The organism is Pseudomonas putida W15Oct28 (genome assembly GCF_000708715.2).
GTDB classification, from domain to species: Bacteria; Pseudomonadota; Gammaproteobacteria; order Pseudomonadales; family Pseudomonadaceae; genus Aquipseudomonas; species Aquipseudomonas putida_R.
In genome coordinates this window covers 37,440-49,427 of record NZ_JENB01000026.1, presented here as the reverse complement: position 1 = coordinate 49,427, position 11,988 = coordinate 37,440, and the positions used below count along the sequence as shown (strand labels likewise).

Here is an 11,988-nt window from a genome sequence, read left to right as displayed (position 1 = left end):
TGTCCAATCGCCGCTGCTAACTCATTGCTGTTTCAGCAAGCCCATCAGGTACTGGCCGTAACCATTTTTCGTCAGCGGCTTGGCCAGGGCTTCCAACTGCTCAGCGCCGATCCACTTCATACGGAAGGCCAACTCCTCAGGACAGGCGACCTTCAGCCCTTGCCGATGCTCGATCGTGGCAATGAACTGGCTGGCTTCGAGGAGCGATTCGTGGGTACCTGTATCCAGCCAGGCGTAACCACGCCCCATGATTTCAACCGACAACTTGCCCTGTGAAAGGTAGGTCCTGTTGACATCAGTAATCTCGAGTTCGCCGCGGGACGAGGGCTTGATGTTCTTGGCTATGTCCACAACTTCGTTGTCATAGAAATACAGCCCGGTGACCGCATAGTTCGATTTAGGTAGCGTGGGCTTTTCTTCCAGGCTCACTGCCGTGCCCGCCCCGTCAAACTCCACGACCCCGTAACGTTCGGGATCATGCACATGGTAAGCAAACACGCTGGCGCCTTCTTGCCGCACCATTGCGCTGGCCAACAACTCGTGGAAGTTGTGCCCGTAATAGATATTGTCACCCAACACCAGCGCGCTGGGATGGCCAGCAATAAACGACTCCCCGATGATGAACGCCTGCGCCAGGCCATCAGGAGAAGCCTGCACGGCGTAGGTGATGTTGATGCCCCACTGGTGGCCGTCGCCGAGCAGTTGCTCGAAGCGTGGGGTGTCTTGTGGGGTGGAGATGATCAGGATGTCCTGGATGCCCGCCAGCATCAGCGTGGTCAGCGGGTAGTAGATCATCGGCTTGTCGTACACCGGCAACAGCTGCTTGGAGATTGCCAGGGTCGCGGGGTGCAGGCGGGTACCCGACCCGCCCGCCAGAATGATGCCTTTACGGTTCATAGTGGTCATTTCTCGTGTATTTCCGTGAGCATGCGGGCCACTCCCTGGCGCCAGTCTGGCAGGGTCAGGGCAAAAGCCTTCTGCAGTTTGTGGGTATCAAGACGTGAGTTGGACGGCCGCTTGGCAGGCGTCGGGTAGGCATCGGTGGTCAACGGGTTGACCTGTTCGGCCTGGGCTTTCAACGCTACCCCTTGTGCCGCCGCCTGCTCGAGCACGAAGCGGGCGTAGCCGCACCAGGTGGTTTCGCCGCCGGCCGCCAGGTGGTACAGGCCGGCCAGGGCCGGGTTGCTGCGGGTGGCGGTGATGGCGTGGGCGGTGATGTCGGCGATCAGTTCGGCACCGGTCGGGGCGCCGTGCTGGTCGTCGATCACACCCAGGCTGTCGCGCTCGCCGGCCAAGCGCAGCATGGTCTTGGCAAAGTTGTTGCCGCGGGCGGCATACACCCAGCAGGTGCGGAAGATCAGGTGCTGGCAGCCGGCAGCCTGGATGGCTTGCTCGCCAGCCAGTTTGCTTGCGCCGTAGGTGTTCAGCGGGCCGACGCTGTCGTCTTCGCGCCAGGCCTGGGTGCCCTGCCCTGGGAACACGTAGTCGGTGGAATAATGCACCAGCAGCGCGCCGCAGTCGGCGGCGGCGCGGGCCAGCACGCCGACGGCTTCGGCGTTTACCTTGAAGGCTTGCTCGCTGTCGCTTTCGGCTTTGTCGACGGCAGTGTAAGCGGCGGCGTTGACGATGACATCTGGGGCATAGGCGCGCACGGTTTCGGCCAGGCCTGGCAGGTTGGCCAGGTCACCGCAGTGCGACTGGCTGCGGCTGTTCAGCGCCAGCACCTGGCCCAGGGGGGCCAGGCTGCGTTGCAGTTCCCAACCTACCTGGCCGTCCTTGCCCAGTAGCAGAATCTTCATGCCGAGCGCCCTGCGTAGTTTTTCTCTACCCAATCGCGGTAGCTGCCGGACTGTACGTTCTGCACCCAGTCCTGGTTGTCGAGGTACCAGGCTACGGTCTTGCGAATGCCGGTCTCGAAGGTTTCGGCGGGTTTCCAGCCCAGCTCGCGCTCCAGCTTGCGGGCGTCGATGGCGTAGCGGCGGTCATGGCCTGGGCGGTCGGTGACGTAGGTGATCTGGTCGGCGTAAGGCTTGCCGTCGGCGCGGGGGCGCAGCTCGTCCAGCAGGGCGCACACGCGGTTGACGATTTCCAGGTTGGGCTTTTCGTTCCAGCCGCCCACGTTGTACACCTCACCGGTGGTGCCGGCTTCCAGCACACGGCGGATGGCGCTGCAGTGGTCTTTGACGTACAGCCAGTCGCGGATCTGCTGGCCGTCGCCATACACCGGCAATGGCTTGCCAGCCAGGGCGTTGACGATCATCAGCGGGATGAGCTTTTCCGGGAAGTGGTACGGGCCGTAGTTGTTCGAGCAGTTGGTGGTCAGCACCGGCAGGCCGTAGGTGTGGTGGTAGGAGCGCACCAGGTGGTCGCTGGCGGCCTTGCTGGCCGAGTACGGGCTGTTGGGCTGGTACTGGTGGGTTTCGGTGAAGGCCGGTTCGTCGGCAGCCAGCGAGCCGTACACTTCGTCGGTGGACACGTGCAGGAAGCGGAACGCCTGGCGGGCCTGTTCATCCAGGCCGCCCCAATGGGCGCGCACGGCTTCCAGCAGGCGGAAGGTGCCGACGATATTGGTTTCGATGAAGTCTTCCGGGCCATGGATGGAGCGGTCGACGTGGGACTCGGCAGCAAAGTTGACGATGGCGCGCGGCTGGTGCTCCTTCAGCAGGCGGGCTACCAGCTCGGAGTCACCGATATCGCCGTGCACGAAGATGTGGCGCTTGTCGCCTTGCAGGCTGCTCAGGGTTTGCAGGTTGCCTGCATAGGTGAGCTTGTCGAGGTTGACCACGGGCTCGTCGCTAGCAGCCAGCCAGTCCAACACGAAGTTCGCGCCAATGAAGCCCGCACCACCAGTTACCAGAATAGTCATCGTTCAGTTCTTCCCAATTGCCGCATTCAAACTTCACTGCGTTTGAAGTTCATGTGGGCGTTGCTATGCCGGCAACGCCCGTTCTGTTTGTCAGTACAGCGTTCAGGGCTCCAAGCGCCGACGCTGGTACAGCCAGTCCACAATTTCGCCGCCCGGCACGTAGCCGCTCACGGTGTCGCGCAGCAACTGGCGCACGGTGGCAAAGTCGTCGGCCGCGGTCGCGGCACGCAGTGCATCCAGGCGCTGCTTCAGCACCTCCCAGGTCAGGTAGTCTTCGTTGGCGCTCATGATCATGGGGTGGCGCGTGGCAATCACGTTGTCGCCGATCAACAACTCTTCGTACAGTTTTTCGCCCGGGCGCAGGCCGGTGAAGTTGATGGCGATATCGCCCAGCGGGTTGCGCTCGGAGCGGATGCTGAAGCCGGACAGGTGAATCATTTTTTCTGCCAGTTCCACGATCTTCACCGGCTCGCCCATGTCCAGCACGAACACGTCGCCGCCCTGCCCCATGGAGCCGGCCTGGATCACCAGTTGCGCAGCCTCGGGGATGGTCATGAAGTAGCGGGTGATTTTCGGGTGGGTGACCGTCAGTGGCCCGCCAAGCTTGATCTGTTTGTGGAACAACGGGATGACCGAGCCCGACGAGCCCAGCACGTTGCCGAAGCGCACCATGGTGAAACGGGTCTTGTTAACCTGTGACACATTGCCGGTTTCACCCATCAGCACCGGCGCCAGCTCGTTGCTAAGGGCCTGCAGCACCATTTCGGCCAGGCGCTTGGTGCTGCCCATCACGTTGGTGGGGCGTACGGCCTTGTCGGTGGAAATCAGCACGAAGTTCGACACGCCAGCCTGCAGCGCCGCCTGGGCGGTGTACAGGGTGCCGAACACATTGTTCGACAGGCCTTCGGCAATGTTGTGCTCGACAATGGGCACATGCTTGTAGGCCGCGGCGTGGTAGACGGTGTCTACCTGCCAGGCGCGCATCACGTCGAGCATCTTGGCCTGGTCGCGGACCGAGCCCAGTATCGGGATCAACTGCACGGCCAGGCCTTCGCGCAGGATGCGCTGTTCCAGCTCGCCGGCGATGGTGTACAGGTTGAATTCGCTGTGCTCGAACAGCAGCAGAATACGCGGCGTCTGCCCCAGGATCTGGCGGCACAGCTCGGAGCCGATCGAGCCACCGGCACCGGTCACCATCACGGTCTGGTCGATGATGCAGTGCTGCAGCAGGTCACCTTGTGCAGGCACCGCGTCGCGGCCCAGCAGGTCGGCGATGTCCACTTCCTGGATGTCGTCCACCTTGACCCGGCCACTGGCCAGGTCCATGAAACCGGGCACACTGCGTACGTGCAGCGGGTAGCCTTCAAGCAGGTTGAGGATTTCGCGGCGGCGGCTGCGGCTGACCGAGGGCAGCGCCAGCAGGATTTCCTCGGCGCCGGTGTCGTCGATCATGCGTTGCAGTTGTTCTGGCTGGTACACCTGCAGGCCGGCGATCACCCGGTCGGTGATGCTGCCATCGTCGTCGATGAACGCTACCGGGCGCATGGCCTTGCCCATGCGCAGGGCCGCAACCAGCTGGTTACCGGCCGAGCCGGCGCCGTAGATGGCAACCCGTGGCAGGCCATCGTTGCGGTTGGCAAAGGGCACATGCTGTACGGCGGTGGCGAACCAGTCACCGAGGAAGTACTGGCGCATGGCCAGGCGCAGGCCGCCGACCATGATCAGGCTCAGCCACCAGTAGTTGAAGGTGATCGAGCGAGGCACCACGTTCTGGTGGTTGCTGGCCCAGTAGATGATGAAGCCCAGGATCAGCGCCGACAGTGTCACGGCCTTGATGATGGCGATCAGCGCGTCATTGCCGAAATAGCGCATGACTGCCCGGTACAGGCCAAAGCGGATGAACAGCGGGATCGAGATGATCGGCGCGGTGATGAACAACCAGGTGTGGTCCAGAACAGGGTTGGCCAGGTCGTCGATGCCCAGGCGCACGACAAACGCCAGCCACAGCGCGAACCAGACCAGAATCACATCAGCCGCTACCTGAATCAGCCGTTTGTGGCGTCGAGGTAGTCCAAGCAGTCTTGAGCGCAGCTTATCCATAGAACCTCTTAGGGCTTTCCAACGTGACATGTCTACTGTCTTCGTCCTATCACTTTAGCTAGTGTTCGAGCTCACCGGCGCGCCAGCGCACGGCCAGATATGCCAATGGCAGGTAGGCAATGATCACGCCCCACACGCCGTCCAGGCCCAGCAACAGCACACACAGGGCTACCGGCAGCAGCCAGAACAGGTTGATCGCGGCCACCGCCAGGGTTACCGGCAGGTGCTTGCCACAGTGGCGAGAGGCAAACTGGTAAGCGTGGCTGCGGTGCGCTTCGTACACCTTGTCACCGCGCAGCAAGCGGCGGATCAGGGTGAAGGTGGCATCTACCACGAACACGCCCAGCAGAATCAGCCAGCACCAGAACAATTGCGGCGAAGCCCAGGCAGCCTGCAGCGACAAGCCCGCCAGTACAATGCCAAGGAAGCCACTGCCGGCATCGCCCATGAAGATCTTGGCCGGCGGGAAGTTCCAGAACAGAAAGCCCAGCGTGGCCGCAGCCAGCAACAGCGGCAGTGCCATCAACTGCGGCACACCGGCCAGGGCCGACAGCAGCATTATGCTCAGGCAGGCGGTGACCGCTTCGACGCTGGCAATGCCATCGATGCCGTCCATGAAGTTATACAGGTTAAGCATCCACACGGTGTAGAACGCCGCCAGAATGAAGCCGAACCACTGCAGGTCGAGGGTGAAGCCGAACACCTGCAACGGCGCCAGGCCGCCCAGCCAGTACAGCATCCACGCGGCTGCGGCGAAGTGGCCAAGCAGGCGCCAGCGGGCAGCGATGTGGCCGTGGTCGTCCATGAAGCCGATTACCGCGATCAACGCCCCTGCCCCACCAATGGCGACCAGCGGCGCCAGCGGCACGGCACCGGCCATACCCAGTAGCGGCAGGCAGGCCAGGAAGCTCAGCACAATGGCCACGCCACCGCCCCGCGGGGTAGGCACAGTGTGCGAACTACGCGCATTGGGCACGTCGATGATCTGCTTGTTCAGGGCGTAGCGCCGTAGCGCAGCAGTCAAAAGCAGGGATGCCCCTGCGACGAGGGGAATAAGCCACCAAACCGTCATTGGTCTTGCCCTTTCAAGAAATTGAGTGCCGTGGCCCGCAGGGCCTGGTCCACATCCAGCGGGGGCTGCCAGCCCAGCAGTTCACGGGTTTTGCCACTGTCTACCTGCAACGACCCGCACAGGCGCTGCGCCAGGCCGCCTTTGCCGGCCAGGGTCGCCGCCCCCTTCAGCCAGCTGGCGGGCACAGGCAGCAACCTGGCGGGCTTGCCCAGTGCCTTGCCCAGCCGCTGCAGCAATTCGGTGGTGGACAGGTCGTGGCCATCGCTGGCCAGGAAGGTCTGGTTGGCGGCGGCCGGGTGGTCGATGCAGGTCACCAGCAGGTCCACCAGGTTGTCCAGGGCCACCAGGCTGCGCTTGTTGTGGATGGCGCCAAACGGCAGCGGCACGCCTTTGCTCAGCCAGTTCATCATGCTGCGGAAATTGGCTTTCACCCCGGGGCCATAGACCAGCACCGGGCGCACGATCACCACTTCCAGCCCGGTATTCGCTGCCAGTTCACGCAGGCCGTCTTCGGCTTCGCGCTTGGAGATGCCGTACGGGTCTGATGGCGCAGGCACCTCGTCAGCGCTGAAGGGCTGGCGGCCGTCGGTGGTTTCGCCATTGACCTTCACCGAGCTGACAAAGATGAAGCGCCGCACACCTGCCTGGACCGCAGCCCGAGCCAGGCTCAGGGTGCCTTCAACGTTTACCCGGCGGAATTCGGCCAGTGGGTCGGTGGCGGTTTCGTGCATGACGTGCACGCGGGAGGCCAGGTGGATGACGGTGTCCACCCGCTCGAAGTGCCCGGACGCAACATCCACCGCCGACAGCTCGCTGAATGCACGGTAATCCACGCCCTCCAGCGGCTGGCCGGGTAATTTCCGCACCAGGGCCCGCGGCGCCCGGCGCGCGTCTGCAGCAAGGCGCTGCAACAGCACCTTGCCGACAAAACCGCTGCCGCCGGTGACCAGGACGCCTGGGCATTGTGCGTTGCCTTGCCCGGCCATCAACCTCTCCCCGCCCGGCCCAGCAAGCGGGTGAACACGCTACGGTACTGCTCCGCCACCACCGACCAGCGGTAACGGCGGTTGGCAATTTCATGCAGGCGCGTCGACAGTTGCGCACGGGCGTCAGCATCGCCCAGCAGCGCCTGTACGTGGTTGCGCAGCGACGTGCTGTCGGCAAAGTACAGCGCCTGGTCTTCGGTAGTGGCGCGGTTGAACGACACATCGAATGCCACCACCGGCAGGCCCAGCCACATGGCCTCGACCAGCGACGGGTTGGTACCGCCGGCGCTGTGGCCGTGCAGGTACACCGTGGCATTGCTGCGCAGTGGGCTCAGTTGTTCCACATCGTAGATCGGGTCCAGCAGGTGAATGTTGCTCACCCCTTCATACTGCTTGCGCAGTTGCACGCCGTATTCGCTGTGGTTCCAGTTGCCGATGATCGCCAGCGGCATGCCAGACCCGGCAAAGGCCTCGAGAATGACGTGGATGTTGTTTTCCGGCTCGATGCGGCACACCGTGAAGGCGTAAGGCGCGCCAAGGAACGGGTACGCCTGGCGGGCTTGCTCGCTTGGCTGGCCGGCCCGGGCCTGGTCACCACCGTAGGCAATCAGTTCGCTGGGTTTGTTGTATTCGGCGGTCACATACTCCTGCAGCACCTTGTTGTCGGTGATGACCGCGTGGGCGAAGCGCACGGCCACGGCTTCAGACAGCTTCAGGAACCAGCGGGCGAAGTTGGACCATTTGGCGCGCTTCCATTCGTAGCCGTCGATGTTCACCACGATCGGCTTGCGCGTCAGCAGGCGCATGAATGGCAGGGCGATGCAGCCGGAAACACCCAGGATCAGCATCAGGTCATGCTTGCGGTAGGCGTGCAGCATGCTCAGCACGTCGTACGGAATGCTCTGCACGCCATTGGCCTTGAGGTTCAGGTAAACCAGGCGGGCACGTTCGAAAAACTTCGGGCGCTCGGGGTAATGCGGCGCGCTGCAATACACGGTGAGCTCGCAGTCACCCGGCAGGTTGCGCACCAATTGTTCGGTCAATGTTTCCCAGCCACCGTATTGGGCGGGCAAACCTACCGTACCAATCACTGCAATCTTATAGGTCATCAAACACCATCACGATATTTTTCTGGAAGTTGGCGGTGGAAAACTCACTCGCTTTCATGCGTGCGCGCTCGGACAATGCCTGGCACAGCTGTGGGTCCTGCGACAGGCGCGCTACCGTGCGCACCAGCTGTTGGTGGTTTTTCGAGTCGATCTGGTAGCCCTCTACCCCATCACTGACCAGCTCCACGGGGCCGCCAACCGGGGGCACGATGGTCGGGATGCCAAAGGCCATCGCCTCGAGAATGGTCAGGCCAAACGTTTCGACCCAGCCATCCACATGGGACAGGTTCAGCACCAGGCTGGCCTCGCGGTAGAACCTCGCCACGTCGGCGCTGGCCGGGCTGAGCTCAAGGTTTTTCGGCAATACCTTGCCGGCGAAATACGTGTCTACTTCCTGGGCGCTGGCATTGAGTACCAGGGTGAACTTGAGCATAGGGTCCGCGGCCAGCGCCGTAGCCAGTGCGACGAACTCGTCCACGCCCTTGTAGCCCTTCAGCGACGCCAGCATCAGCACATTGAAGCAGCCGCCATGAAGGTGCTGGTACGGCGTGGCCATCGCCTGCTGCTGAAAGCTCTCGGCCAAGCCGTTGTACACGGTCACCGCTGGCACCCCGGCAACGCCCTCCTGTACCTGCAGGTACTTCGACACGTAGACCACCTTGCTGGCACAACCGGCAATCACCCGGCGCAGAAACGCCTTGAGCAGCGCAGGCCGAATGGAGGTTTCGTGCACGTGGTAAACCACTTTGGCACCGCGCAAGCGGGCAGCCAGCGCCGCACCAAAAGGCAACATGGTATTGATCAGCACAACCTGCCCCGGCCGCACCTTGCGCAGCAGGCTGAAAAACAGCGTCACTTGCGAACCGGCATACGCCAGCAGGGTCAGCCAGCGGTTGTCGAAACGCTTGTAGGCAAACTTGCAGGTGCGCACCTGCAGCTCGTCAAGCACGCCGTGGCCGCTGCTGCCCACATGCAAGGTGCAGTCGGCACCACTTTGCTGGAGTGCGGTGATGGTCTGGTTCAGTACCCGGGGGCTACCACTGTAGTCATTCAGCAAATGGACAAAGTGCAACGTTTTCATGCCACCCCTTCTTCTGCGATGCGCGCCTTCAGGAACTTGGCCGGCACACCGCCATAAATCGAGTTCTTGCGGTACACACCCGCAGCCACCACCGCCCCCGCGGCAAACACGCAACCGTCTTCGATCACCGCGCCATCGAGCACGGTCACCTTGGCACCGATCCAGCAGTTGCGGCCAACCTTGATACCTTGACGGGTCACGCCCTGCAGGCGGATGGGTTGCAACGGGTCTTCGAAATTGTGGTTTTCAGAATGAAAGCTGACAAAATTGCCGATGATGGTGTCGCTGCCAATTTCGATGCCGCCGGCGCAACCCAGGAAGCAACCGGCGCCCAGGCCGACGTTGTCACCAATCACCAGGCCCTTGCCGATGTTGGCCAGGCTGCCAGTGCACTCGATGATGATGTGCTTGTTCAGCGATACCGCGGTACCGAAGCGGATGCCGTCATTGGACAAGGCATCGACGAAGCAGCCCTGGTCGATCACCAGACCCGGGCCGTACTGGATCTTGCTCACTTCATTCAGTGTCACCCCCGAGCCGATGAACGCCAACCGCCGCTGGCGAAGCCGGATCACGCCGCGGCAGGCCATCACCAGCTTGGTCACAATCAGCCCCAGCAGATAGCCCGACGAGATACGTCGGTCGATTACCATTGGGCGCTTTTTAACCAGCAGCACCAGTTTTTCGAGCAAGGCATGCATCATTTCACGGCCCTCACCTGGGTAAACAAGGCCTTGATGAAGGCCGGGCGGCGATAGGCCAGTGCTTTGCGAAAGGCAGCATAGACCAGGTACAGGTCCAGCAGGCCCCGTTGCAGCAGGCCGTGGGAACGAAAACTGATACGCAACCCGTGGATCATTTCCTCGAAGCGGAACAAGGCACGCTCGGGGGTATCGGCGCTGTGTTCGGACAGGTCGTGGGCAATTTCCACATCCAGCACGCAAGCCTTGGGGAAATACCCCTCGTAGCGGATGAAAAAGTCGGTATCGGTGGCATAGAAGCGCAGCCGCTCGTCATAGAACGGCGTCATGCGCTGGAAGCACTGGCGGGTAAAAATCAGCCCGCTGTTGATGCCAAGCAGGTTTTTCGAGTCCACCAGGCCGGGGGCCACATCGGGGGTAAGACGGCCCATGAACAACCAGCGCTGACCGGGGCTGACCAGTTGCCCATGGCTGACCAGGCGGGGCATGAACACCCCCACCTGGTCGCCGCCCGGCGCACTGCGCACCTGGCCAATCTGCGCCAGGCAGCTGGACAGGCGTATGTTCGAGTAGTTGGTGTCGTCGTCCGAGATCATGAACAGCTCTACGCCGGCGGCAAATGCCTCTTCGGCCACCTGGTTGTAGATTACCGACAGCCGCTGGTTTTCGGCCTCATACCAGCGCACGCCCGGGCACGGCTGCGCCATGCCGGGAGAGTTGTTCCAGACGTACAGTTGCAGGTCGACCCCTTCATCATGCAGCAGTGCCTTTTGTGCCAGCAGGGACTGCAGGGCGATCGAGTCCTGGCTAGTTTTCCGATACAGAACGATCAGTACGGCCAAGCTCAACTTTTGTTCTTCTGTTTTCACCAATGATCACCATCACCACGATCGCGAATATGTAAAGGACCACACTGTTCGTATAGGACTGGAAAAAGAACGAGCTCAGGAAAAACGGGTAACTGGCAATCACGAAGTTGCCCAAACCGTTTTTCCACGCGCTGGCATGCGGCCTGTCCCGGACGATGATCGTCACCAGTTTGTGATACCACAGAATCAGCCCGGCCATGATCAGCGCGCCAACCCAGCCGCAGGTGGCCAGCAGATTGAGCCAGAACGAATCGAACCAGTACGGCTGGCCTGGGCCCACCGAGCCAAAGCCATAGCCCATGGGGTGCGCGTTCAGCACCTCGTACATGTGCAGCCACTGGCGCTCACGGTCCAGCGCGGACAAGTCCTGGGTGTAGCCCATCGACAGGTACACGAAGATCGCCACGGTCAGGCCAACGAACTGCAGGTAGCCCAGCAGCGAAATCAGCCAGGCCGTGCGCAGCACCCGGGCCACCACCAGCATGGCGCAGATGCACACCAGGCCGATCATGGCCGTGCGCACCGAACCGATCGCAATCAACCCGCACAGCAACACAAACGCGGCGCTCAGCAGCAGGCGCCGGGTAAGCGACCAGTTGCGCCCGCTGAGCAACACGGCCAGCGTCATGGCGGCGGTGTTGAGAATGACGGCGGAAAACTCCAGGGTGCCGGTAAAGAAGCCGGAAACCCGCGGCAACCCGTCACGCATCGAGTTGTAGGGCTGCAGCTCGTAGCCTTTGGCGGTAAGCAGCGGCCAGTACCAGAACTGCTCGGCCGAGGCGATGGTCAGGTATTGGTACAACGCGTACCCGCCGGTGAGCACGCTCATGGCCAGCACCGACCAGTACACATGGCGCAGCTTCTTCTCGGTCGACACCGCCTGCGCCCAGATGGCCACAGCCATGCCGACGAACACCGGCACGGCCAATGCACGGAACATGCGCACCGACCCTGCGCTCAGGTCGCCGAACAGCAGGTACAGGAAGGCGAAGAACAGAAGGATCAGCAGCGACCGCCCCACTTCGAGGTTGACCGTGCCACGCGCCGTGATACTGGCCAGCGCCCGCAGCAGTAGCCACATGATCATCAGCAGGCTGATCATTTCGCGCCAACCGGCAAAGGCACTGCCCAGCCCGAGCGTCAGCACGGCAAAGTCGCTGAAGAACAGCAGGCCGAACAACACGCCGATAAAGATCTTGATCAC

The 11,988-nt window shown here is 62.2% G+C and carries 11 protein-coding genes; all 11 read right to left on the bottom strand.

Annotated features, from left to right (window positions below; translation table 11 throughout):
- Positions 1-21: 21 nt before the first annotated feature.
- A complete protein-coding gene (gene rfbA / locus AK81_RS18390; RefSeq protein WP_043201141.1) occupies positions 22-897 on the bottom strand; it encodes a glucose-1-phosphate thymidylyltransferase RfbA in 876 nt (291 codons plus the stop codon).
- Positions 898-902: 5 nt separating this feature from the next.
- Entirely contained in the window at positions 903-1,799 is an 897-nt protein-coding gene (rfbD, locus tag AK81_RS18385) for a dTDP-4-dehydrorhamnose reductase (protein ID WP_043201086.1), read from the bottom strand.
- Positions 1,796-2,866: a dTDP-glucose 4,6-dehydratase gene (gene rfbB, locus AK81_RS18380; protein ID WP_043201084.1), complete on the bottom strand. Its 1,071-nt coding sequence runs from the start codon at positions 2,864-2,866 to the stop codon at positions 1,796-1,798. The genes rfbD and rfbB overlap by 4 nt, the downstream gene beginning before the upstream one ends.
- Positions 2,867-2,968: 102 nt before the next feature.
- Positions 2,969-4,966 carry a polysaccharide biosynthesis protein gene (locus AK81_RS18375; protein WP_043201083.1) on the bottom strand — a complete coding sequence of 666 codons (1,998 nt, stop codon included), beginning with the start codon at positions 4,964-4,966 and terminating at the stop codon, positions 2,969-2,971.
- 58 nt (positions 4,967-5,024) lie between these two features.
- Positions 5,025-6,038, bottom strand: coding sequence for an MraY family glycosyltransferase (locus tag AK81_RS18370; protein WP_043201081.1), 1,014 nt, complete (start codon positions 6,036-6,038; stop codon positions 5,025-5,027).
- Positions 6,035-7,024, bottom strand: a complete 990-nt coding sequence (locus tag AK81_RS18365) for a UDP-glucose 4-epimerase family protein (protein ID WP_043201080.1) — start codon at positions 7,022-7,024, stop codon at positions 6,035-6,037. The genes AK81_RS18370 and AK81_RS18365 overlap by 4 nt, the downstream gene beginning before the upstream one ends.
- A complete protein-coding gene (locus AK81_RS18360; protein WP_016500996.1) occupies positions 7,024-8,133 on the bottom strand; it encodes a DUF1972 domain-containing protein in 1,110 nt (369 codons plus the stop codon). Before AK81_RS18360 ends, AK81_RS18365 begins: the two co-directional genes overlap by 1 nt.
- The gene (locus AK81_RS18355) at positions 8,123-9,214 is read right to left on the bottom strand and encodes a glycosyltransferase family 4 protein (RefSeq protein ID WP_043201078.1); all 1,092 of its coding nucleotides are present in this window, start codon (positions 9,212-9,214) and stop codon (positions 8,123-8,125) included. Before AK81_RS18355 ends, AK81_RS18360 begins: the two co-directional genes overlap by 11 nt.
- On the bottom strand, positions 9,211-9,918 hold the full coding sequence (locus AK81_RS18350; RefSeq protein ID WP_043201077.1) for an acyltransferase: 708 nt from the start codon (positions 9,916-9,918) through the stop codon (positions 9,211-9,213). The genes AK81_RS18355 and AK81_RS18350 overlap by 4 nt, the downstream gene beginning before the upstream one ends.
- Entirely contained in the window at positions 9,915-10,763 is an 849-nt protein-coding gene (locus AK81_RS18345; RefSeq protein ID WP_043201076.1) for a hypothetical protein, read from the bottom strand. Before AK81_RS18345 ends, AK81_RS18350 begins: the two co-directional genes overlap by 4 nt.
- Positions 10,723-11,988, bottom strand: a complete 1,266-nt coding sequence (locus AK81_RS18340) for a hypothetical protein (protein ID WP_193393771.1) — start codon at positions 11,986-11,988, stop codon at positions 10,723-10,725. Before AK81_RS18340 ends, AK81_RS18345 begins: the two co-directional genes overlap by 41 nt.

Excerpts from the sequence above, each read along its gene's own strand:
- AK81_RS18355 (WP_043201078.1), bottom strand. The coding sequence starts at position 9,214 with ATGAAAACGTTGCACTTTGTCCATTTGCTGAATGACTACAGTGGTAGC.
- rfbA (WP_043201141.1), bottom strand. The coding sequence starts at position 897 with ATGAACCGTAAAGGCATCATTCTGGCGGGCGGGTCGGGTACCCGCCTG.
- AK81_RS18360 (WP_016500996.1), bottom strand. The coding sequence starts at position 8,133 with ATGACCTATAAGATTGCAGTGATTGGTACGGTAGGTTTGCCCGCCCAA.
- rfbD (WP_043201086.1), bottom strand. The coding sequence starts at position 1,799 with ATGAAGATTCTGCTACTGGGCAAGGACGGCCAGGTAGGTTGGGAACTG.
- AK81_RS18375 (WP_043201083.1), bottom strand. The coding sequence starts at position 4,966 with ATGGATAAGCTGCGCTCAAGACTGCTTGGACTACCTCGACGCCACAAA.
- AK81_RS18370 (WP_043201081.1), bottom strand. The coding sequence starts at position 6,038 with ATGACGGTTTGGTGGCTTATTCCCCTCGTCGCAGGGGCATCCCTGCTT.
- rfbB (WP_043201084.1), bottom strand. The coding sequence starts at position 2,866 with ATGACTATTCTGGTAACTGGTGGTGCGGGCTTCATTGGCGCGAACTTC.
- AK81_RS18365 (WP_043201080.1), bottom strand. The coding sequence starts at position 7,024 with ATGGCCGGGCAAGGCAACGCACAATGCCCAGGCGTCCTGGTCACCGGC.
- AK81_RS18350 (WP_043201077.1), bottom strand. The coding sequence starts at position 9,918 with ATGATGCATGCCTTGCTCGAAAAACTGGTGCTGCTGGTTAAAAAGCGC.